Source organism: Janthinobacterium kochi (assembly GCF_051380715.1).
GTDB lineage: Bacteria > Pseudomonadota > Gammaproteobacteria > Burkholderiales > Burkholderiaceae_D > Janthinobacterium.
The window spans coordinates 434,948-458,330 of record NZ_JBNYXO010000003.1 but is presented as its reverse complement, the minus strand read 5'-3'; the positions used below and the strand labels follow the sequence as shown (position 1 = coordinate 458,330).

The following is a 23,383-nucleotide window of genomic DNA, read 5'->3' as shown; positions in this document are numbered from 1 at the left end:
ATGGTTATGAGATAACAGCAAACGATGGCGGTCCCGGCTGGACTCCAGCCCGCGCCGTCCGCAAAGCCCGGCGCGCCGTACCGATGCCGCCGATGACGGTCTGTCCCGTCTGCGCGGCGCAATGATCGAGCGCCTGACGTAGCAAAGTGTCGACATTGCGCAGCGAAATGCCGTGGCGCGCGGCCACCTCGTCGCGCGTGGCGTCCTCCAGGCGCAGGCCGAACAGCACCTGGCGGTGACGCCGCGGTAGACACGCCACCGCCCGGTCGACGGCGGCCAGCTCGGAGCGCACTTCGGCCAGCGTGGCCGGTCCCGCCGCGCCGTCTGCCAACTGTTCTAGCACGGCTTCGGCGCCGTCCGCGTATTGCCAGGGCCGCGCCTGGCGCAGCCGGTCCACGGCCAGGTTACACGCCACGCGGCAGACGTAGGCATCCATGCTGCAGGCGGGCGGTGCAGGCTTGCCCGCCAGGCGCAGCCAGGCGTCGTGCAGGCTGTCGCTGGCCAGCTCCGCGCAGCCCAAGTAGCGCGTCAAGCGACGGTGCAGGCGCACGTAGTGCGTGGCCAGGTGTGTCTGCAGGCACGGCGACAACGCTTCCACGCTGGCCATCACAGGTCCAGCTCCTGCTGCTCCTGGCGCGTCAGGTGGGCGCGCTGAGTGGCACCCGTCCCGCCGAGGCCCAGGATGGCGACGGGGCTGTCCGGCCGGTAGCTGGCTGCCTTGCCGCGCTTGTCGCCGTCCTCGATCGGCTCGTCGCCAAAGCCCAGCACGCGCACGGAAAAGATCGATGGCAAGCTACCGCGCGCCGCAGCCCGCTCGCGCTGCAGCGCTTCCTGCGCCGCCCCCGTCGCCTGCGACGCCGCCGCACTGGCGTTGCTCAGGGCGGCCACATTCACGGCAGCAAGCACCGGCATGCCACTCGATTTCCCCTGCACCTGGATGTTCGCCGCGTTCACCACCTGCAGCGCCGCCAGGTTGATATTGCCCGAGACGCGGATGCCCGCCTCGCCCGCGTCGATGGTGCCGAGAGGAGCAATCAGGTCGATATCGCCGGCCGGCACTTCCGGAATCGGCGCCAGCGTGGCGATGCCGGCGCCCGTGCTCGGTACGTCGGACGCCAGCGTCACATTACCCCATTGGTCATACACGCGCTTGGGCGGCGTGTAGACGATGGTCGACTTCGAACCGCGCCCCGCATTGATGTCTCCCAGCGCCGACCAGCCCAGGATGGCGCCGCCGAAGGTCGTCATGATGCGGCTTTGGCCCAGCAGCATGCTGTCTTGGGCGTACAGCGCGATATCGCCAGCACCCTGCGTGAGCACGCCAGGCACCAGGCCAGGCACCGCGAGCGGTGCCTGCCCCTCCGTGCCGAAGACCTGCTTGCCGCCCGGCGCCAGCATGCTGATATCGCCGCCAAACAGGGTATTCACGCCGGACGGGCCATACAGGCTGATATCGCCCTGATAGCGGATGCGCGCGCCGTTCGCATCCTGCGCGGTGAACAGCGCCGCGATGGCGTTGCGGCCGCGCAGGTAGCTGCCGAAACGCGGACCTTGCGCATCGTTGTACTCGCGCCCGCCCGCCTTCAATTCATCGAAGAAGACCTGGCGCGCGAAGATCCGCTGCTGCTCGGGCGGCAAGGCGGCAAAGCGCGTGCGCGCCTGTTGTGGCGTGCCGGAAAAACCCTCGCGCGCCGCCAGCCAGGCGGCCAGCTCCAGCGCATAGGTCCTGGCGACCTTGCCCGCCTGTTGTGCCAATGGCACGCCAGGCTGGGCCAGGTTGGCCGGGTCCAGGTAGCGCTGCGCGAAGGCGGCGAAATCGACGCCATTGACGCCGGCTTCGCCCAGCCCCGCCTGCAGCACGATGTCGGCGCCGGGGCGTTTATCACCAGCAAGCACGGCGCCCAGGCTGACCAGCGCACCCTGCTCTTCCATGCGGATATGGCGCCCCGCCGTCAGTTCCAGCGTGCCGGGACCGGCCACGTTGAAGCTGCTATGCAGGATGTCGCGGCCGGCCGAGACGATGGACACGTCCGTGGCGCGCGCATGCACGAACAGGTTGCCCGTGCTGCCGCCATTGCCATACACATTCTCCCGGGTATTGGCGATGTCCTTCGGCAGCGCCGTCGGCTGGCCCGGCTGTGTGCCGGAGTTGACAATGTCGCGCCCGGCCCTCATCCACACGGGCGCGGCACCCTCGTACCACGTCTGTCCGGCCCGCTGGCCGTTGGCAAACGCCAGGAGCTCGCCGCTGCGCAAGCCGACGATATCGCCTTTGCCCGCGTACAGGCGCGACGGCGTGCCGGCGATGTCGCCGAGCGGCGCGGCGCTGGGGCTGCCGAACGCGAACAGGGGAAAACGCACCAAGCTCGATACGATGCCGTCAACGCTGCCATTGCCCGCCACGTAGGTGGCTGGCTGCTCATAGCCGGCGAAGGCGGGATGAACGGGCGTGGGCAGGCTGGACGCGGCGGTGCCCGAGCGGCTCACGGCATAGCCACTGGCATACAGCGAATCGCCCGCCAGCAAGTCGAGCCGGCCGTTGGCCGACGGCGCCAGCAGCATGGAATAGCCTGGCGCGTAGTAGTCTTGCCCGCCCAGCGCCGACTTGCCCAGGAAGATACTGCCGTTGGCGGCCACCGCCCCCAGCTGCGAAGGAAACAGGAAACGCCCGTCCGAATCGGCATGGTTGCCTTGGCTGGCCGGTGTCCTGCCAAAATCGACATCGCCCAGTTGCACGCTCGGCGCCAGGCTGCCGCCGGCGGAGAACAGGTCGATCGCCGTGCCGTCCGTCCACAGCGAGAACCAGCCGTAGCCGCCCTGCGCATAGGCCTTGCCATTGGCCGTGAACGCGGACGAATAAGGCGTCTTCACGCGGCCCGGATCGCCCGTGCCGGCCAGCACCAGGTCGCCCCGCGTGGACACGCGCGCCGCCGCATCGCCCAGCATCAGCGTCGCGCCGCCGGTGGCCGTGCCCAGCGTGGCGCCATAGGGATCGTAGGCGCGCTGCTCCTTGCTGTCGTGCTGCTGCGGCATGCCGCCATAGTTGAAGGCGACGCCGCCCAGGCTACCCGTCTGCAGGGCCAGGGCGCCGCGCAGATTGCTCAGCACGCCATTCAGGTTCAGGTTCTGGTTCTGGTAATCCGTCGCCGCGCCCAGCTGCATGCCAAAACCGTTGTTGACAGCCGCCCTGGACTGCAGGCCGGGATTGAGGTCGCCGCCGATGCGCACGTCCATGTCGCCGCCGCCCGTCAGCAGCAGGCCGCCGTCGGCGCCGACCCGGCCCGTGCCGGCCACGGCCAGCACCAGTCCTTCGCTGCGCGGCGACTGGTCGCCATCGGCCGAGCCGCGCCGCGCCTGCATGCCCGCATGGCCGCCCACATCGACGCTCAGGTTGCCGCCACCCAGCGTGCCCATACCCGTGAAGCCCACCAGCATGGGCAGCTTGTCGATGATCGGCTGGTCGGGCTGCAAGACGCTTGCGCCACCGGCTTCCTTGATATACGTGCCAAAATTGATCCACCAGCTGGCGGGTATGGGGTCGACGCCGGCCGTGCCGCCCGTGCCCTGGCGCCACAGCCAGTTGCCCACGTTGGCGCTGGCCGCCTGCCTGCGCAAGTCTTCCTGGCGCGCAACGCCGAACGCACTGACGATGTCGCCCGTCAGGTTGCCGCCCGCGCGCAGCAGCACATTGCCGCCAAGGTCAGGGTACCAGGCCGCATAGGCGCTGGCCGCGCCGCCATCGACCAGGGATTCATACGCCGCGCCGCCGCTGCCCAGCACCGTAGCACCATCGCCGGCGCGTCCGCGCGCCTGATTGTAGGCGGCATTGCCCATACTGGCGGTGGAGGTGCCCGCCGTATAGATGCCATATGGCGACAGGGTACTGACGTTGCCGGCCGCAATCAGGTCCAGGTCGCCCGTCCCCGTACGCAGCACACTGAAATGCTGGGTCGCAGGCGTCACGCTTTTCAGCGCGCCGATTTCCACCCGGTCCGGCGTGCCGGGAATCGCCTTGCCCAGCGGGATGCAGAGGTCCGCGTCGCACTGTCCTTCCACATCCAGCGGCACCGGCTTGCCGGCCAGCCAGGCGGGATCAAACAGGCTGGCGCTGTCGCTCCAGGCATAGTTGTAGCGGTCGCAGGCGCCTGCGTCGCACCAGTCTTCAAGATCTGGCGCTACCGGCGTGCCTGGCTCGTACCCCAGCTCGCCCCCGAACGCATTCCAGAACCAGGCACCGCCCGGCCGCGCCGGCGTGCCCGGGATGATTTTCCGGTCATACGTTTCATACAGCGCGTAATGGCTGTCGGCCAGCCGCAGGTCGCCCGCCAGCACGGGCCGGATGCTGCGCGTGTCGGCCGCGCCGGTATCGGCGCCGGACACGAGCCGCATCGACCACGACAGCGAGCCTTCCGGCAGCATGGGCGCCACCGCCCAGTTACGCCCCTGCACGCCGCCCGTGATGGCGCGCAGCGGCACGCTGAGGGCGCCGCCCGGCAACTTGACGCGGGTATCGGCGGGGATCAGCGCACCGACGCGCAAGGCCAGCGCACTGGCCAGCATGACCCCGTTCGGCTTGAGGTAGTTATCAAACTGCGCCAGGCTCGGCAGTGGCACGCCGGCCGGCCAGGTCAGGCCTTCCAGCGCGACCATCCCGGGCAACTGCGAACCGGCGCCCAGCTGCGTGCCTTTCGGCAGCAGCAGCGGCTGGCCCGCAACCAGCGTGCCGGCCGCATGCAGCAGGCGGCCGGCGCTGTCGCGCACGTCCGCGCGCAGCACCGTATCGACTGGCACTTCCAGCGCCGCCGCCAGGCTGGCCGCCACCGGCAGCACCGTGCCCACGGCCAGCGTCGCCGACTGGATGGGCAGGGCATAATTCAAGACCTTACCGGCGGGAAACAACGTTCCCTCGGCCAGCACCACGCCGTGGCCCGGCACCACCACGTCGCCGCCGTAGGCCTGGCGGCCCGGCGTCAGCACCCAGCCCTTGTCGTCCGGCGTGGCGGGCGGCGGCGCGAAACCGTCGTTGATGCTGCCAAAGATGTCGAGATTACCGCCCGCGCGCAACACCAGGCTGCCCGGTTCGCCCGAGCCGGCCACGGCGGTTGTTTTTGGCGTCTTCGCGTTCACGCCCGCATAGCGGTGCGCGGACAGGTCGATGTCGCCGCTGACCACAAGGTCGCCCTGCGTGACGATTTCCACGCCGGGCCGCACATGCAGCGCCTCGGCATGCGCGGCCGTCCGCAAGCCTACCAGCTTATTTTCCAGCAAATTGGCGTTGGCCAGCGCCGCCGCCATGAAGTCCGTGCTGTCGTCATGCTTGCTATCGAGGTAAGCCTGGTCGATGAACTGGTACGGCCGTCCACCCGCCGCCAGGTCCGCCTGCGTCAAGCCGTCCGGGCCCGGCACAACCTGGCCATTTGCATCCTTGAGCACGCCTTGTGGCGCATCGCTGTAGCGCACCGTGCCGTGCACGGCGATCTCGCGCGCGCCTTCAATGCGCAGGCCTGCGCCGGCCGCGATGGCGATGTCGCCGTGCGTAGCCGCGTCGGCGTCGTTGGCGCCACCGGCGCTGCCCAGGCGCGCTGCGTGCAAGTCCAGCGTGCCGCGCGCCTTGCCGTCATGCCGGCCCTTGCCCGCGCCGCTGGCGGCTGCCGTGCCGTGGCGCAAATCAAGCCGCGCGCCGCTGTCCAGGGCCAGCACGCCATCGCCCGCATTGATTTCGATCAACGCCCGGTTCGGCGCATCGATGATCTTGCCATAGCTGTCGACGCGCAGCGTGCTGCCATGCGCGTCGAGCACGGCCGTGCCGGCCAGCGTCACGCCATGCTTGCCAGCCAGGCGGATGGTGCCCACGCGCTCGCCGCTGGCGTCGATGGTGCCGGCCACCGTCAGGCGGCCATTATCGAGCGAAACATTGACGCTGCCCGCCCTGATCTCGTCGCCGATGGTCAGATCGCCCCGCTTGATCTGGAAACTGCGTTCGCCGTCGACCTTGCCGTCATTCAGGCGCCGGTTCAGGGCCGCGAAATCGCCCACGTCCTGCGCGCGGATATCCACGACGCCGCCCTTGTAGGGCAAGACGGTGCCACCCGCGTCATAGCGGCCGCTGGCGCCGCCCAGCAGCCGGCCCTGCAGGTCGACCTTGCCTGCGGCCGCATCGAGGGCGATGGCTTGCACCTTGCCGCCCTGGTTGTTGCGGGCCGACACATCGATGCCGGCGGCGGCGGCCTGCGCGATATTGCCGCTGCGGCTGGTCAGTATGACCTCGCCGCCCCAGCTGTATTTGTCCGCATCGTGGATGCTGACCTTGCGTCCCGCCAGGTCCAGCTGCGCGCCGTCAAGCAGGCGCACGTCATCCGTGGCGGCCAGGGTCAGTTTGCCGCTAGGCAACACCACGGCCGTATCCAGCGTCACGCTATTGCCCGCCAACAACAGTTCCGCGCCCAGCGCGTCGCTGCCGGCAAGCGCCGCCGGCCCGCCAGCGCCCGCTCCCGCGATATTGAGCGCCCCGCCTGCCGTGATGCGGTTGACGGAACCGGCTTGTCCCGTCAGCAGCGGCGTATTCAGGTACAGGTCGCCGCCGGCGTAGGCGTAGCCCTTGCCCGTCGCATAGGCGCCCTGCGACTGGTGCACGGCCAGGCTGCCCTTGTGGTTGGCCGTGATGCGCTCGCTGGCATTGAGCCTGACGTCGGCGAAGCCCAGGACCAGGCGCTGCGCGTCGGCCAGCGGGTCCGGGCGCGTGTCGGGGCCATAGCCGAACTCGATGCGCCGCGCGCGCACGTCCAGCGTGCCGCTGCCCGTGCCGGCACCGCCGGCCAGCACGGCGCCGGGCAGCGCTGCCGGGCCGGCCGTGCCGCCATTCCAGACGAGGATATCGGTGACGATGCGCGCCGCCTCGCCCGCCTTGCCGCCGCCATACATGGCCGGCGTCGTCAGCGACAACTTGTCCAGCAGCGACTTGCCGCTGGCATCCATGGTACTCAGGGTCGCGTCGCCGTAGAAATTGAGCGACTGGGCCGCCGTCAGCGACAAGGTCTGCAAGGCCGGCGCGCCCGTGCCGGCATCGCCGCGCAGCAGGCGGTCCAGGACCTCCTGGTTCAAGGTCAGCCCCGGCGGCAGGGCGCCGCGCGCGGCGGCCGCATCGAGCGCCTGCACACTGCCCACATTGATGCCGCCGACCGCCAGGGTCAGGTGACGCGTGCCGTAGCGCACGGCGTCGCCGAGCTCGAAGGCACTGCTGGTGGCAAAGGCGATCGAGCCTTCCGAATACAGCGAGGTAGCGCCAGCGCAGGTGGCTTGCGCGCAAGTGCCGATGCGGATGCTGGCCGGCGTTCCCGCACTGTCGTATTCCGGTGCCAGCATCTGCAGGCGCCCGTTGGAAACGGCCAGCACGCCGCGGTAGCCGGGCTGGTAGACGAAGCCGTCGTCGGCATCGAAGGCGGACTTGCCGCGCCCCAGCGTGCTGATGGCAGCCCCCTGCTCGACCTTGATGCCGGCGCCCTGGTTTGCCACTGTTGAGTTAGCGACGAGTAATACTTCGGCTGCCGACAGCGACGCCCCGTCACGCACGGTGATGGCGCCGGCTGCCCCGCCAGTGGAGAAGTCGAGCAGGTTGCCGCCCTGGCCGTAGCGCACCACGGGCAAGCTGCCCAGCGACAGGCGCGCCGCGCCCACGGCGTTGACGTCAGCGGCGCGCAGCGATACGGTACCGATGTCGGCGCTGGCCTGGCCAGCGGCCGCCAGCACTTCCAGATGCCCGCCGTCCATCGGGAAGGCCAGCGTGCCGCCATGTCCCTTGTCGGCGGGCTGAAAGCGGGCCTGGCCCTGGAAATGGAAATCGATGGCGTTGCCATTGCCTGGCATCAACTGAACCACCATGGTCCGCGCATCCGCTTCCAGCATGGCGCGCGGCACATCCAGCCTGGCCGCGTCGGCGCGCACGAAATCGGCATAGCTGGTTTCCCGGTACTGCGAATAACTGCGCAACACGCTGGCCGGCGTCACGATCAGCTGTCGCGACAGCGAGTCGCCGATGCCCGTGCCTGCCACGGACAGGCGGCCGCTGGCGGCCCAAGAACCATTGCGCATGGCATTCGGCGCGGCCGGCGCGATGCCGGCCTGGCCATTGAACTCGACGCGAAAGGCGCCCGGCAGCAAGGCGTAGGTCGACGGCAGCAAGGTGTAGCTGCCGGCCGGCAAACCAGGCACGCCGGCGCCTATCGTCACCTGCTGGCCCGGCACGGGCACACTGGCGCCGCGCTCGCCATCGGCGGGGGCCACCGGCGCCTGCGCGCCCGGCACAATCGCGTACAAGGGATTGCTGGCCAGTTCAGGCAGGATGAAGCCGCCGTTGGCCCGCGTCTGCACCAGCGGATGGTAGCGCGCATCGGTGGAGCCGCCGCGGCCGGCCACGAAGGCGGCGCCCAGCAACTGGCCGCCGCCCGACAGATCGAGCACGGAGCCCGGCTGCACGTCGACCGCGCGGCTCTTCATCGCCAGTCCCACCTTCAGATTGGCCGTCGTGCCATAGGTGCCGCCCGCGCCCAGCAGGCTGACATCCTGGCCATCGTAGCGCCAGCTGACGCCGTCGGCCGTGCCGCCATACGGCAGCATCAGGCCGGCGCCGCTGACCGAAGTCACGCTGCCCGGCAGGAAGCGCAAGGAACGCGTGTCCGACATGCTGGCGCCCGTACTGGCGCCCAGCACGAGGCTGCCCAGCGGGGCCAGCAACACGCCGCCCTGCTCGATCGCGGCGGCGCCCAGTGTCAGCGCGCCAAAGGCGGAAGGTGGCGGCAGCGGCGGCGCTGCGCCCTCCGTACCGGCGCGGCCTATGCGCAGCAGGCGCTGCTGCGCATAATCGCTGCCCCCGCCCAGGTAGCCGGCCCGCACGATGGCGCTGGCGCCTGTTGCCGGATAAATGCGGGCCGCCGTCAGCGACAGGTCGGCCGGCGTGTTGAGGGCGGTATTCTGGCCGCTGACGGTGGCGCCCAGGAAACGCAAGTCGCCCTGGCTGGCCAGTTCCACGCTGTCGAAGGCACGCCGGTCGAGCACCATCGGCAGTCCTTGCGCACGCTCCTTGCCGCCATGCACACCCGTCGTCAGCACGTCGCGCACGTCGAGCAGCTGCGTGGCTTCCAGGCGCAAGGTGCCTGCGGCCGGCTGCGTCGATACGCCGCCCGTCACAGTGGGACGTATCTGGCCATCGCCCGCGCCGACGGCGCCGATGCCGGCCAGGCGCATGTATGGCGCCGCCAGCAGCACGCGCGTTGCCGCTGCCGCGCCGTCGGCCAGTACCAGGGTGGGTGCGTACAGATGCAGGCTCTGGCCCAGCGACAGGGACAGGTCGCCATCGAAGCCGAGCATGCCGTTGCTGAGGATGGACAGATTGCCGAAGCCGCCAGCGGCCACCTGCGAGGCGGCCAGCGCCGCGTGGCCATACACGAACTGCGCGGCCGCCTGTTCCGGCTGGGTGGCGGCCAGCGTGCCGCCGGCCGGTTGCTGGCGCAGCATGAACTCGCGCGCCTGGCGCACGCGCGCACCGGCGGTATCGCGGTACTGCGGCGTTTCCAGCGCGAGAGCGAGCGTGCCGCCGGCCGCGCCGGCGCCGCCCGCGCCGGCTTTCATCTGGCCATCAAGATACAGGCCGTTGTTCGACGCCAGCGCAATGCTGCCGCCACGGCTGGCCACTTGCGTGGCGCCCAGGCCCGCCACGTCGAGCTGCGCCTGTGCGCCGGAAGCGTCGAGCAGCGCGCCTTCGCGCACGGCCACGAACAGGTGCGCCGCATCGGCCTTGCCCGTGGCCTGGTCGAGCGTGCCGCCCACCACGATGCTGCCGCCGTCGCGCACCAGGCCATAGCGCTGGCCGCGCGCATCGACGGCCGTGGCGGCGCGCGCCGCCGCGTCCAGCACGGCCCCGTCGCCGATCCAGATCGAGCGGCCGTGCCCGGCGCCGTTGGCCGTCTCGGCCGCCTGCACATCGCCCGCCATGCCTTCCAGCACGATCTTGCCGCCCCAGGCGTTCAGGCGGCCATCGAGCGTCAGCTGGCCGATGCCCGCTACCGTGATCGACTGGCCAGGATCGACTTCCAGCGTGGCGCCGTGGCCGATGCGCGCCTGGACGCTGGCCATGTCCGCGCCGCCGGAGACGTCCGCCACACCGGCCTGCAGCCGCAAGCTGGCGCCAAGGCGCTGCGTCAGCACGCCCTTCCTCGCGTCTTCGCGGTATACGGGCGACAGCCACGCTTCCACCTCCTGCCCGGCCATGCGCAGCAGCGGCATCGTCACCGCGACCTGCGCGCCGTCGGCCACCGTCAAGCCGCCGTTGCCGCCGATATCGTAGCGGGAAAACCCCTTGTCAAAAAAACCGCTGTCCAGCTGCAGCGTGTCGGCCGCCGCCTGCGCCGCTCCGCCGATCAGCACCTTCGCCGCGCGCACCTGCAGCGTGCCACCGCCCTCCATGCCCTGGCCCAGCAGCGCGCCGTCGAAACCCAGGCTGGCTGCACGGTCGCTACCCTGCATGCGCGTTTCCAGCGTCACGCTGCCGCCCTTGCCGCCACGTACCGCACCGCCAGCCAGCTGCGCCGCACCCGAACGCACGTCGATGCGGCTGTCCTTGCGCAGCAGCACGTCGCCGCTGCTGCGCAGCGAAACACTGCCGCCATGCCTGTATGCCAGCCTGGCGCCAGGCAATGATACTTCCTCCTGCAGGGACTGGCTCCACAAGCCGCTCGCGTCCAGCGTCACGCCGCCGGCCACCAGCACGCCGGCCTTGCCGCCGGCGGGCGCCTTCAGCACGCTGTCCTCGATGCGGTCGTTGACAGCCTGCCGCAGGATATTGCCGATCTGGATGCCGCCCGCATGCGCCGTCACGTCGGCTTTGACCGCCACGTCGCTGCCGTACAGGGTCACGTTGCCGCCGTCGGCCACGCGCACGGCGCCATTGACGGCGATCGTATCCGTGGCGGCAATGCGCAGGGCGCCCAGTTCGAAGCCATTCAGGCGTGCCGTATCGAGCACCAGGCGACCCTGGCGCGACGTTGGCAGCAGCGTGTCCAGGTCCAGGCCTGCGGCGATATCGTCCGCGCCGCCGGCCAGTTGCACGTCGCGCATGACGGCGCCCAGGCTGTCGTGCGTCAGGCCCGTGCTCTTTTCGAACATGGGCACGGAGCGGCCAACGATCAGCTGGCCGCGCGTGGCGGCGGCCTTGTGCGACTGATGGTAGCCATCGACACCGGCCTGCGCCGCCTGCTGCTGACCCGGACCCTGGACGGCGCTGGCGTCGATCAGCCCTTCCAGCACGGCCGCCTGCGTGCCAATCACCAGCTTGCCGGCATCGCGCCCCACCGTATAGCCGTTTTCCAGCCGCTGCATCGGCGCGATCAACGGACTGCGGTAGGAAGCCGTGGCAGACTCGCCCCAGCGCGCGTGCAGCTCTTCAAAGCCCCGGTACAGGCCCGTGTACAGCAGGTCGCCGGGCGCGCGCGATGCTTCGTACTGGCGGCCATCGGCCCCATTGACCCAGGTCTGGCGGATCGAGCCGCCTTCCACCCGCAAGGTGCCGCCCGACAGGTTGATGCTGGAGCCGGCCTGCGTGACGACGTCCTTGCCGTCAAAACTGAGCGTGCCGCCCTGCGCCATCCATTCTCCCACCGTGTGTCCCTGCATGCCCAGGTAGCCGCCCACCTCCAGCAAGCCGCCCGCCGTGTACCAGCGGTCGCTGTCATAGCCATTCGTTCCCTTGGGAACAAACACGAGGCTGCGCCTGTCCAGCCAGATATCGCTGCTATTGAGCCCCTTGCCATCGCGGTTGCCTGGTGCGTCGCGCTGTTCGTTGCCCTGCACGTTGACCTTGACGTTGTTGCTTTCCATGGCCAACCTGACCCCGGCCGCGCCCGCCACGTCGATCCGCGCGCCATCGCGCACCAGGCTGCGGCCGGCCGCATTGACGCTGATCTGCCCACCTGTGGCCAGCGTCAGCGACGCGTCCTGGAAATCCACCGTGCCGGCGCTGTCGATGGCGATGCGCGACTGGTCGCGCCGGTCCGCCAGCGGCAGCATGGACGCGGCGCCGGCCAAGGCCGGGGCGCGCAAGCCGTCGCGCTGGCTGTCGAGCGCCGTGGTCCTCGCATCTTCCTCGATCAGGACGGCTGTCGTGGCTCCCTGCCCCAGCACCACGGCGGCCTGCTCACCCAGCGCCTGCAGGTGCACCGTGCCGCGCGCATTGACGCTGGTGCTGGCAAGCAGCACGCCATCCTGGCGCACCTCGCGCCCGGCCAGGGTCGCATCGCCTTCGCGCGCCTGGATCAGCCCCGAATTGGCGACCTTGCCTGTCACACCCGCCACGCCGGACCGGGGCACGACCTCATTGCCACGCGTGGTGGACAGCGCATTGCCATCCGTGCCCGCGCCCTTGCGGATGACGAAGCTGTCGCCAGCGGCCAGCAGCACCTGTCCCTTCGGCGCAAGGATCTCGCCGCCGTTATGCACCTCGGCGCCCGCCAGCAGCACATAGCCGCCCCCCTCGGTGGAATTGGCGGGCGCGCGCGTGGCGAGGCGTGCGCCGCGCAGCACCTCGACCTTGCCCAGTGCATCGCTGATCGATGGCGTGCTGCCATTGCTGTAAATGCCGCGCTCGCGGAACTGCACGTCGCCGATGCCGGCGGCGGCAGCCACCAGGTTGCGCGTATCGACCTGGCTGGCGCCATGGAAGACGATGCCGTTGCGGTTGACCAGCAGCACCGTGCCGTCGCCCTCGATGCGGCCCTGGATCTGGCTGGGACGCGCCAGCGGATCATTGACCCGGTTCAGCACGGCCCAGTCCTTCTGCTGCTGGAAGGACAAAGTCGTATCCTTGCCGACATTCAACGTTTCCCAGTTCAGGATGGCCTTGTCGGCCGTCTGCCGCACCAGCACCGTCGTCTTGCCTCCCTGCACCGTCTGCACGGGCGCCTGGGCGTTGAGCCAGCCAGCCGTCAGGCTGTTGGCATCGATCTTCAGGCCGCCATTCACCAAGCCGTCGGGCACGCCGGGCGCAGCGGCCGCTGCCTGGCGCGCCTGTGCCTGCGCCGCCTGCTGCGCAGCGATGGCGCGCGCGGCCAGATTCAGGTTGTTGAGCGAACGCTGCAACTGCTCGCCAGTCTGCGGGCCAGGCGCCGCCGGCCGTCCGGCCAGCGGCACACCGCCGGGCTGCCGCCCCGTTTGCACCACTGTCGCCTGCGTCGCGCCCTTGCCGGCAAACCAGGCGCCGCTGAACGCCTGCTGCGCCTGCGCCTGCTGCACCGTGCCACCCGCCGCCAGCAGCACGGCCACGGCATAGGCGAGTGGCGTAAGCCGCATGGCCGCTTGCGGCGCAGGCACGCGCAGCGTCTGTGTCATGGTCTTGCGCCGGGCAGTGTGAAACATGGTCATGGCAATGATTTCCTGGAAAAATGAACGTGCTGGTTGGTCAGGGAAAGCGCGCTGAAAACGCGCTGCTCATGACTGGGACGCATGGTGCCCGCCTAACCCGCATTTATTTTTTCCAGAAACACTATCGAAGGCAACGCTGGGAGCATTCCCATAGTTGACGGCGAGATACGCTGTGTCCACGCCCGGCTTGATGCGCGCGCGCGTGACAGGGCCTAGCTGAGCAGGACCAGATTGCCAGGCAAGTAGGTGAGCCGGGCGCCGTACAGGTCGCGGATCAGCGCCAGGGCGACATCGAGCTTAGCGATGGAAAACTGCGCCTGGACGCGGCGCATGCCCAGCTCTTCGCTTTGCAGGAAGATCCTGCCGGGCCGGTATCGGTTGAGCTCCTCGACCACCTGCGCCAGCGGCGTGTCATTGAACAACAGCAGGCCGCGGCGCCAGGCCAGCACGGCATTGGAATCGGCGGGCGCGGCCAGGCGCAGCACGGCCGGGCCGTAGCGCAACTGCTGCGACGCGGACAAGGTGGTGCGCCGCTGCGGGTGGTCGACCTCGACCAGGCCTTCCAGGCAGCTCAATTCCACGTCGCCATCCGGAAGGCAGCGCACGTTGAAACTGGCGGCGCGCGCCTGCAGCCGCGCGCCGCCGGCCAGCACGGTACACGCCTCACGGCCACCCGTCACGATCTGCGCTTCACCGGCCAGCAATTCGATGAACGTGGCGTCATCCGCGCCGCGCAGGTTCAAGCGTGTCTGCGTATTCATGCGCACTTGTGCGCCGCCGGCCAGCGCCAGTTGGCGCTGCTCGCCCGTGCCCGTGCGATAGTCGGCGGCCAGTTCGCCCACGGACGGCCACAGGGCCAGCGGCGGACGCAAGGCCAGCAGCGCCACGCCCGTGGCCAGCGCGCCACCCAGGAAGGCGCGTCGGCCGCGCGACGGTGCGCGCATGGCCTGCTCGCGCGCCACCGCGGGCGCCGCCATGCGCAGGCCGCGCCACAGCTGTCCCAGTTCCCGCGCCGCCCGGGCATGGCCGGGACTTTGCGCACGCCAGCGGGCGAATGCGTGCGCATCGGCCTCGCTCGCCCGGCCCGAGCGCAGGCGCACCAGCCATTGCCTCGCCTGTTCCTCGATATCGCCGTCGCTGTCGTTGCTGTGTTGGGTCATGATGAAGAATCGTATCAGAAGCGGCGCGGGCCGCCACGGGCTGCCATGTCGGCCGGCGCGCCCACGTATTGCTGGCAATGTCGCAGGGCGTGCCGCAACTCTTTTTCCACCAGGCTCAGCGAAATATCCAGGCGCGCGGCGATCTCGCGATTGAGCTGGCCATCGATATGCGCCGCCAGCAGGATCTCGCGCTGGCGCGGCGTAAGCTGGCGCAGCGCCGCTTCCAGGGCAATGATCTCGCTGCGCGCCGCGACGATGCGTTCGGGATCGGCCAGTTCGTCTTCCACGTCGAACAGGGCGTCGATATCGGCATCGTTCAATTTCCGGTGTTCGCGGCGGTACTGGTCGGTGGCGACGTTGACCGCCATCTGCAGCAGATAGGCGTCGGGATTTCGCACGGCGGTATTGCCGGGCATCGACTCCAGGCGCAGCCAGGTCTCCTGCAGGGCATCGGTCGCGCGCTCCCCGGTGCCGACGATGTATTCAAGCTTGCGGCGCAGCTGGCCATAGCGCGTCACCAGCACGCCGCGCAGACGCGCGCGCAAGCTATCGGGCATCAGCCTGGTCCTCCGCGGGCGCGGGCTGGCAGGCGCCGCCAGCGTCATCCGGGCGCAGCAGAATGGTGATCGGCTGCGGCATGGCCGGCGGCGGCGGCTCGAATACCTGCACACGCAAGCTGCGCGAGATCACGGCATCGCGCAGCGGGCGTCCCGTGCTGCCCGCCTGTTTCAGCGTCGCCACGCTGCCCGACGCGGCGATGCGCAAGCGTAGCGCCAGACGGTAGCTGCCGGGGCGCGTCAGGGCCGAGCGGCACAGGACGCGCAGCAATTGCGCCTGCACGCCACTGACATAAGCGCCATAATCAGCACCGTCCGCATGCACGGCATCGATGGCGTCCAGGGCGATGGGACCGCTTTCCGGTGACAGTGGCGGCGTAGCCGGAGTATCGCCGGAAGGCAGCTGAATGATGGCGGCATTCGCCGCCGGAAAACGCGCATGCAGGCCGGTGCCCGACAGCAGGCGTTGCAGCGCCTCCGGCGCCGCAAAGCTGCCTTGCACGGCACTGCTGTAGCGCTGGCGCAAGGCGCCGCTGGGCGCCAGCACGGAAATCCCCGTGATGAGGCCATACGCCCTGAGCGCATCGGCCAGCGGCTGGGCAGGAATCTGGAACGCATACAGCGGCGGCGCGGCGTGCGCCGCTCCTGCCGCGGCGAAGCCGGCCAGCAGCAGGCATGCGGCCAGCGCCAGCACACTGAGCGACGCCGGGCTTGCTGTCATCACGCTATCGTCCTGTTCTCGAAATGGGGCTGTTGCCGACGGATACTCCATCGACAGCAGCAGGCTACACGGCAAAAGTGACACCATCGTGACACGCCGGGACCGGCCGCCGCCTTCAGCCATTGCTCACCCCATGCTCATGCCCGCCGGCGCCTGCTGCTCGGCACCGCTGCGCTGGTGGCCCTCGCCGCCTGCGGCGTTGCCAGCGTCGACCCCGGCACCTTGCGCAACTTGCTGCCATGGCTGTCGCCGAAGTCCGATCCCGAGATCGTGGCGGCCGGGCAAGCATTTTTCGATGTTTTTTGCCCGCTGCGCCTGGAATGTGGCGAGTGCCTGGCCAGCGCCCTGCCCGACCGCACCCATCTGCTCATCCGCAACGGTTTCCACAGCGATTTCTTGATCAAATAGGCATCCGCCGTGATGGGCGCCATCGAAGCCATGCGCTGGAAAAAGTAAGGCAACGGCGGCGCAGGCGCCGGAAGGTCTACAATGGATGCGCACTTGTCCGCTGCGCTATTATTCATTTACAACTGCGAGATTTCCTCCGTCTCCTTCGCCACCAGGAGTATCCGCATGAGCCAGCAAGCCACCATCGTCCTGGTCCACGGTTTCTGGGGCGGCACCGCCCACTGGAGCCGCGTCATTGTCGAATTGCGGCGCCAGGGCCACACGGCCATCCGCGCCGTCGAACTGCCATTGACCTCGCTGGCCGACGACGCCGAGCGCACGCGCAAGATGGTGGCGCAAGTCCATGGCCCGGTCTTGCTGGTAGGACATTCCTACGGCGGCGCCGTCATCAGCGTGGCCGGCAATGCGCCGAATGTGGCGGGCCTCGTGTACATCGCCGCCTTCGCGCCCGACGTGGGCGAAAGCCCGGGCAGCATCACGCAGGAACACCCGCCCCTGGGCGCGGCCAGCCTGGAAGGCGACAGCGACGGCTGTCTGTGGATCAAGCCCGAGCAATACCATGACAGTTTTTGCCAGGACCTCGATGCGGAAGAAGGCGCCGTGCGGGGCGTGATCCAGAAAGCGCCGCTGGCCAGCACCTTAGGCGATACCATCAGCGACCCGGCCTGGAAACATAAACCCAGCTGGTACCAGATTTCCACTGCCGACCACATGCTTCCCCCGTCAACCAGGAACGCATGGCAGCGCGGTGGCGGGCGCGTAAGGCGGCGGCCTACAGCCAGCCCTCGCGCTTCAGGCGCCGGTGCAGCCAGTAGCAGCCGGCGACGATGACGACGATCACGGCCGGATAGCTGCCGCGCCACTTCAGTTCCGGCATGAATTCGAAGTTCATGCCGTACAGGCTGAAGACCATGGTGGGCACGGCCAGGATGGCGGCCCAGGCGGCCAGGCGCTTGACCACCTCGTTCTGGCGGATCGAGATTTGTCCCAGCGCCACCTGCATGGCCGAATTGACCAGTTCGCGCATCTGCCCCGCCGTGTGCGTGACCCGTTTGACGTGGTCGAGAATGTCGCGGTAATAGATGCGGTTTTCCTTGGGCACGATGTCGCCATGGAAACGAATCAGCTGGGTGCAAATGTCATGCAGGGGATTGACGGCTGCGTCCAGCTTCAGCAGCTCCGTCTTGAGCTGGTAGAAATCCTGTAGCTTGTCTTCGGAGAGACTGGGCTGGAACAATTGCAGCTCGTAGTGCTGGAAGCGGGACTGCAAATGGTCGATGCAGGGCTGGTACTGGTCGACGATGAAGTCGATGATGGAATACAGCACGTAGCCGGGGCCGCTGGCCAGTTTCTCGGGCACGCTTTCCTTGCGCTCACGCAACTTCGCATAGCCTGCCGAGGCGCCATGGCGCACCGTGATGATGAAGCGGGGGCCGAGAAAGACGTGAGTTTCGCCGTACACGATGGCGTCGCCGTCCAGGGTGGCCGTGTGCATCACCATGAACAGGGTGTCGCCGTATTCTTCCAGCTTGGGTCGCTCGTGCGCGCCCTGCGCATCCTCGACGGCCAGTTCGTGCAAGCCAAACGCCGATTGCAGCGCCTGCATGGCGATGCTGTCGGGACTGGCCATGCCGATCCAGACGAAGCAATCGGGGTCGCCGAGAAAGTCGCCCACCTTGTCGATATCAAAGTGCGCGATCTTCCTGCCGTCGCGATACGCTTCGCAATTGACGACGGCGGCGTGGGTACTCAGGTCCATGGTGATTTTCGGCTAGTGGCGGCAATATTGGGGGGCCAGTATAGCGGAAAGGACGGCGCCCACTGCGGGCCGGGCGCCAAAGGCGTGCCGGGACGAACACCCGGAGTCTCGGTATGGCCCTAGCCCGTCGACATGACCGCATTCAAGGCGCGCCGCAATTCCTTCAGCCGGGGCGGCTTGCCCAGCACGCAGTCGACGTGTTCGGGATAGTCGCTGTCGGCCGCCAGGCGCTGGCCCCAGCCCGTGAGCATGATGATGGGCGTGGCCGGCGAATGCTGGCGCACCGCGCTGGCCACCTTGCGCCCGTCCACGTGGGGCATGCCCAGGTCCGTGATGACCACCGCAAAGTGTTCGTGCCGGTCGTGCGCGGCCAGGAAGCAGTCGATGCCGGCCTGGCCCCCGTCGGCGGACACCACCTCGTGACCATCGATTTCCAGGATGTCGCGCAGGGACTTGAGCACCATCGGGTCGTCGTCCACCACCAAAATGCGCAAGCGCGACGGCACGGCGTGGGCCGCCTCGGGCGCTTGCTCCCCCTCGCCCACCGCGCAGGCGGGAAAAGCCAGGCGTACCACCGTGCCCTGGCCCGGCGCCGTGACGATGTCGATGCTGGCGCCATGGCGCTCCATCATGCCATACACCATGGCCAGGCCCAGGCCCGTGCCCCGCTCGCCTTTGGTGGTGAAAAACGGTTCCAGGCAGCGGCGGCGCGTGTTCTCGTCCATGCCGACGCCCGTGTCGCCCACCTCGATGCGCACCTGCCGCGCCTCTCCCGCTGCGCCGGTACAGCTGGTGCGCACGCTCAATGTGCCGCCGTCCGGCATGGCGTCGACGGCGTTGAAGACCAGGTTGGTCAGCGCTTCGCGCAGTTCGCCCACGCTGCCAGGCAGCATGGGCAGAGCGTCCGCCAGCTCCGTGCGCAGGGCGATGACGATGCCGCGCTGCTGCGGCATGTCGCTCCAGCGCGCGCGCGTCAAGTCCAGCACCTGCTGCACCACCAGATTGGCGTTGATGGGCGACAGCGCCAGTTGCGGTTCGCGCTGGCGGTAGAATTCGCGCATGCGCGCCACGGTGGCGGCCACGTCGTCGATGGCGCGCTCGATGACTTCCAGGCAATGCCGGCCCTGTGGACTCAGGTTGGTTTCCGTCTCCAGCAAGGACTCGGTGTACAGGGCCACGGGGGAAATGGCGTTGTTGATGTCGTGCGCGATGCCGCTGGCCATCTGCCCCAGTGCGCGCAGGCGCTCCTGCTGCATCACCGACTGCTGCGTCTGGCGCAAATCGTCATATGCGCGCTGCAGCGCGCCGTAGAGCTGCGCCTGGTTGGCGGCCAGTGCCACATGCTCGCTCAGCTGGCTGAGGAATTCGCATTCGCCGCTGGTAAAGCTGTGTGCGGCATGGCGCGCCACGATCAGGATGCCGAAGACTGTGTTTTCAGCCAGCAGCGGCGCCATGACGAGGGCGCGCAGTCCCCCTTGCGCCAATCGCTGCGGAAACGGAAACGCCACCTCGGCGATATCGGCTTCATACACGAGCTTGCCCCGCACGCAGCTCGACAGGCCATTCTCGTCGATGGGAATGTGCGCGTGTTCGCTCATCATGAACGACTGCGCCAGCGCCTCGCTGCGCACGCCCACGCACGTCACCTGTAGCGCGTGCTGCGACGGTTGGTACAGGCAGATGCAGCTGAAATCGATGGGCAGCTGCTCTTCCAGGCTGCGCACCACCACCTGGAAGATGCTGCGCAAGTCCTGCCGCTCGCCGATCGAGCGCGTGATCTGCTGCAGCAGGTTCAGGCGCTCGATCTGCTCATGCACCTTGCGCTCGGCCAGCTGGCGTTCGGCGATCTGCGTTTCCAGCGCGGCATTCGTGTGGGCCAGTTCGTCGCGCGAGACGGTGGTGCGGCGCAGCTTGTCCGTCATGCCGTCGAAGGCGCGCGCCAGGTCGCCGATTTCATTCTTGGTGTGTACGCCGAGCGCAAAGTCGAGCTTGCCGGCGCCGACGATCAGCGTGCCCTGGCGCAGCTTCTCCAGCGGGCCCGTGACGCTGGTCATGGTGAAATAGATCAGGCCGGCCACCAGCGCGATGATCATGCCGCCAAACAGCAGCACGGCCACGTTGGCCCGCTGCTGCGCGTCCAGCACGCCTTGCCGGCTCAATTCGGACAGCCGCATCGCATCCGAGATCATGCCCTGCACCTTGCCCATGATCTGGCCGGACAGGCGCGACTCCAGCTCGCCCAACACCTCGCGCCGCTGCGGATCCTGCCCCAGCTCGCGGTGATTCGCCACAAACAGCTCGAACAGAGCGCCCACGCCGGCCAGGTCGCCCTGCAATTCGCGCAGCAGCGCGCGCTCCTCGGCGGCGCTGAAGGCGGGCGCGGCCAGCAGGCCCGTGGCCAGCGATTCGCTGCGCAGCTGCCACTGGGCCCGCGTGCGCGCGCCATGATGCAGCGCATATTCGATCGACAGGTAGCGCAGCGACGTGACGGCTTGCAGGATATCGGCCGCCGCCTTGTTCTTCGCCAGTTCGCGCTGCATCGCCATGGTGGTGGAGAACAGCACGGCGACGATGATGGCCACGAGCGCCACGCAAAACAGTTGGGCCAGCTTGAAACGCGTGACGATTTTCACGGTGGCCTTTTCAATGAATGACCGTCACGGCCGACGACGCCACGGCTTCCAGGCCATCGAGGTAGACGGCATCGAGGAAATTCGGCATGTCGCTGCGGCCGGCCAGCCGGTTCTTGATGGCCCAGCGCGCCTCGTCTTCCAGCGCCAGCAGCAAGCCCTGGTCGAGCACAATGCCAAACTGATAACCATGCCAGGCCGCCTGCAGGCGCGCCGCCTCGCCGGCCGATGCCGTGGTAAACAGCGCGCGCGCGGCGCCGGGCTGGTCGCGGCAAAAGCGCGCGCCGGCGATCAGCGCGCGCAGCACCTTGCGTATCGTGGCCGGGTGGCTGCGCACATACTCGCCCGTGCCAGCCACATTGAACAGGCCCGCATACACGTCCTCGCCATAGAAAATGGCCGCGTTGCCCGCGATCGCACGCGCCATGCCCGTCAGGAACGGCTCCCAGCCGGCCGCCGCATCGACCTCGCCGCGCGCCAGCGCACCGGCCAGCTGGTCCGGTGTGTAGTTGTGCAGGGTGACTTCGCCAGGCAGCAGCTTCTGGCGGTTCAGGAAGGCGTCCAGCGTGAAATGGCCGGAGGTGCCCAGGGTCACGCCGATGCGCTTGCCTTTCAGGCTGGCGGGCGTGGACACGCCGCGGTCCAGACGCCCCACGATACCGTGGTCGCGCTCGGCCTCGAAGAGGCTGGCGATGATGACGACGGACTGGTCCTTCAGTCTGGCCAGCACCACGGGAATATCGGAAACGGTGCCCAGGTCGGCACTGCCCTGCAACACGGCTTCCAGCGACGCCTTGCCGGACGAATACGGTTGCAGCAGCGCGTCGATGCCCTCGCGCGCGAAATAACCGTGCGCGCGCGCGGCCAGCATGGGGCAGCTGCCCACGTATTCCGCATTCACGGCCAGGCGCAGCACTTCCACGGGGCCGGGCGGCGCAGCGGGACGGGCATTGAGCCGCCAGATGGCCGCGGCGGCCAGCGCCAGCAACAGCGCGATGGCCGCCAGCCAGATCGCCCGCCGCACTGGCGCCGCGCCGTTCATGCGCTGCGCTGCGCCGTGGCCGACTCCAGCGCGCTGTTGATGGCCTCGGAAAACGCCTGCACGTCGATCGGCTTGGTGAGGTAGCGGTAAAAGCCCGCCGCCAGCCCCTGGCGGATATCGCCCGGCCCGGCCACGGCCGTCAGGGCGATGACGGGAATATGTGCGGTGCGGGCATCGGCGCGCAGCAGCTGCATGACTTGCGTGCCGCTGATGTCGGGCAGGTCGCTATCCATCAGTATCAGCTGAGGGACATGGCGGCGCGCCATGTCCAGGCCCGTTTGCCCGTCGCCGGCCGACAACAGGTCGAGGTCGGGTCGAAAATGGATCAGGCCCGCCACCAGGGCCAGATTCAGGGGATTGTCTTCCACGTACAGCAGCGTCTTGCGGTCCGGCAGCCGTACCGTTTCTGCGGGCCGGGCGATGGCGGACAGGCGAGAACTTTCCTGCATCGGCTGGCGCGCCGGGCAACTGGCGATATCGAGCCAGAAGGTGCTGCCGCGTCCGGGCGTGCTGGCCACGCCTATCCTGGCCTGCATGGCTTCGGCCAGGCGCTTGCTGACCACCAGCCCCAGGCCCGTACCCTCCTCGTCGCGCGCATCGCGTCCCAGACGGTTGAAGGGCTGGAACAGCGCTTCGAGCTGCGCGGCGCTCAGCCCGCCGCCCGTGTCGCGCACGGACAGGCGCAGCTGCCGCGCATCGACGGGCTGGCAATCGACGTGGATCTCGCCCTGTTCCCGGTTGTATTTGACGGCATTCGACAGCAAGTTGAGCAGTACCTGCTTGAGGCGCGTACGGTCGGCCAGCACATGCAGGCCGACCGCTTCCACGAACGTCAAGGTGATGCCGCGCTTCTTCGCCAGCGGTTCCATCATTTGCCAGCATTCGTGGTAGATGCCGGCCAGGTCCACGGCTTCCATAGCCAGCGACATATTACCCGACTCGATTTTGGCGATATCGAGGATATCGTTGATCAAAGTCAACAGGTGCCGGCCCGCGCCGAAGATGTGCGAGGCAAAGGTTTTCTTTTCCTGCGCCGTCGAGGGGATGGAGTCGGACATCAGCATCTGCGAAAAGCCCAGGATGGCGTTGAGCGGCGTGCGCAGCTCATGGCTCATGCTGGACAGGAAATTGGTCTTTTCCTGGTTCGCCCGCTCGGCCACTTCGCGTGCCAGCTGCAAATCCTTGTTCATGGCGTCGAGTTCGTCCGTGTGCTGGCGCAGCAGCAATTCCAGGCGCGCATTGGCGATGCGCAGCCGGCGCGTTTCCAGCGCGCGCGCCAGTATCAGCAGGATGCCCGATACCTTGAACGGCTTGACGACATAATCGAGCGCACCGGCCTGCATGGCCTGCACGGCCGAGGCGATCGTGCCTTCGCCCGTCATGATGATGCAAGCCAGGTCCGCATCGATCTGGTGCGCCGCTTCCACCACGGCGATGCCGTTCATGCCCGGCATCATCAGGTCGACCAGCAGCAGGTCGAACGATTCGACGGCCAGCAGCGCTAGCGCCGCCTCACCCGAAGCGAGCCCCGTCGTCTCGTAGGCCTGCCCCCGCAAGGTGTCGCACAGCGCGCGCATGTGCGCCAGCTCGTCATCGACGATGAGGATACGCGGCGGCATTGATGAGCTGTTCATGCATTCTCCTGGCGGCATGACCTTGCGGGCCGGGAACTTGCCCCGCAACATGCGTTCCGAGCATA

Annotated in this window: 10 protein-coding genes and 1 pseudogene; 2 read left to right on the top strand and 9 right to left on the bottom strand. The window is 68.5% G+C overall.

The annotated features are described in order from the left end of the window. Positions 1 to 4: 4 nt before the first annotated feature. The 5 genes from ACQ4WL_RS09665 to ACQ4WL_RS09645 form a co-directional block, all read right to left on the bottom strand. Positions 5 to 607: an RNA polymerase sigma factor gene (locus ACQ4WL_RS09665; RefSeq protein ID WP_436509650.1), complete on the bottom strand. Its 603-nt coding sequence runs from the start codon at positions 605 to 607 to the stop codon at positions 5 to 7. Continuing rightward, entirely contained in the window at positions 607 to 13,407 is a 12,801-nt protein-coding gene (locus ACQ4WL_RS09660) for a putative filamentous hemagglutinin family protein (protein ID WP_436509503.1), read from the bottom strand. The genes ACQ4WL_RS09665 and ACQ4WL_RS09660 overlap by 1 nt, the downstream gene beginning before the upstream one ends. A 212-nt stretch (positions 13,408 to 13,619) precedes the next feature. Further along, a complete protein-coding gene (locus tag ACQ4WL_RS09655) occupies positions 13,620 to 14,567 on the bottom strand; it encodes a FecR family protein (protein ID WP_436509502.1) in 948 nt (315 codons plus the stop codon). A 14-nt stretch (positions 14,568 to 14,581) separates the two neighbouring features. Next, positions 14,582 to 15,124, bottom strand: coding sequence for an RNA polymerase sigma factor (locus tag ACQ4WL_RS09650; RefSeq protein ID WP_131688790.1), 543 nt, complete (start codon positions 15,122 to 15,124; stop codon positions 14,582 to 14,584). Beyond that, entirely contained in the window at positions 15,114 to 15,848 is a 735-nt protein-coding gene (locus tag ACQ4WL_RS09645; protein WP_131688789.1) for an STN domain-containing protein, read from the bottom strand. The genes ACQ4WL_RS09650 and ACQ4WL_RS09645 overlap by 11 nt, the downstream gene beginning before the upstream one ends. A gap of 174 nt (positions 15,849 to 16,022) precedes the next feature. Between ACQ4WL_RS09645 and ACQ4WL_RS09640 the strand changes: the two genes are divergently transcribed. Further along, positions 16,023 to 16,253 (top strand): hypothetical protein, encoded by a 231-nt coding sequence (locus ACQ4WL_RS09640; protein WP_436509501.1) that lies wholly within the window; start codon positions 16,023 to 16,025, stop codon positions 16,251 to 16,253. 165 nt (positions 16,254 to 16,418) lie between these two features. After that, positions 16,419 to 17,017, top strand: a pseudogene (locus ACQ4WL_RS09635) (alpha/beta hydrolase); the annotation flags it as partial. An 8-nt stretch (positions 17,018 to 17,025) separates the two neighbouring features. Here ACQ4WL_RS09635 and ACQ4WL_RS09630 read toward each other — a convergent pair. The 4 genes from ACQ4WL_RS09630 to ACQ4WL_RS09615 form a co-directional block, all read right to left on the bottom strand. Then, the gene (locus ACQ4WL_RS09630; RefSeq protein WP_436509500.1) at positions 17,026 to 18,012 is read right to left on the bottom strand and encodes a magnesium and cobalt transport protein CorA; all 987 of its coding nucleotides are present in this window, start codon (positions 18,010 to 18,012) and stop codon (positions 17,026 to 17,028) included. A 119-nt stretch (positions 18,013 to 18,131) separates the two neighbouring features. After that, positions 18,132 to 20,645 (bottom strand): ATP-binding protein, encoded by a 2,514-nt coding sequence (locus ACQ4WL_RS09625; RefSeq protein WP_436509499.1) that lies wholly within the window; start codon positions 20,643 to 20,645, stop codon positions 18,132 to 18,134. A 10-nt stretch (positions 20,646 to 20,655) separates the two neighbouring features. After that, entirely contained in the window at positions 20,656 to 21,684 is a 1,029-nt protein-coding gene (locus ACQ4WL_RS09620; RefSeq protein ID WP_436509498.1) for an ABC transporter substrate-binding protein, read from the bottom strand. Beyond that, on the bottom strand, positions 21,681 to 23,318 hold the full coding sequence (locus ACQ4WL_RS09615; RefSeq protein WP_436509497.1) for a response regulator: 1,638 nt from the start codon (positions 23,316 to 23,318) through the stop codon (positions 21,681 to 21,683). Before ACQ4WL_RS09615 ends, ACQ4WL_RS09620 begins: the two co-directional genes overlap by 4 nt. Between the last annotated feature and the right edge of the window lie 65 nt (positions 23,319 to 23,383).

What these genes read in the sequence shown, in the direction of transcription:
- ACQ4WL_RS09615 (WP_436509497.1), bottom strand. Translation starts at nt 23,318, where the DNA reads ATGAACAGCTCATCAATGCCGCCGCGTATCCTCATCGTCGATGACGAG.
- ACQ4WL_RS09630 (WP_436509500.1), bottom strand. Translation starts at nt 18,012, where the DNA reads ATGGACCTGAGTACCCACGCCGCCGTCGTCAATTGCGAAGCGTATCGC.
- ACQ4WL_RS09660 (WP_436509503.1), bottom strand. Translation starts at nt 13,407, where the DNA reads ATGACCATGTTTCACACTGCCCGGCGCAAGACCATGACACAGACGCTG.
- ACQ4WL_RS09620 (WP_436509498.1), bottom strand. Translation starts at nt 21,684, where the DNA reads ATGAACGGCGCGGCGCCAGTGCGGCGGGCGATCTGGCTGGCGGCCATC.
- ACQ4WL_RS09655 (WP_436509502.1), bottom strand. Translation starts at nt 14,567, where the DNA reads ATGACCCAACACAGCAACGACAGCGACGGCGATATCGAGGAACAGGCG.
- ACQ4WL_RS09665 (WP_436509650.1), bottom strand. Translation starts at nt 607, where the DNA reads ATGGCCAGCGTGGAAGCGTTGTCGCCGTGCCTGCAGACACACCTGGCC.
- ACQ4WL_RS09650 (WP_131688790.1), bottom strand. Translation starts at nt 15,124, where the DNA reads ATGCCCGATAGCTTGCGCGCGCGTCTGCGCGGCGTGCTGGTGACGCGC.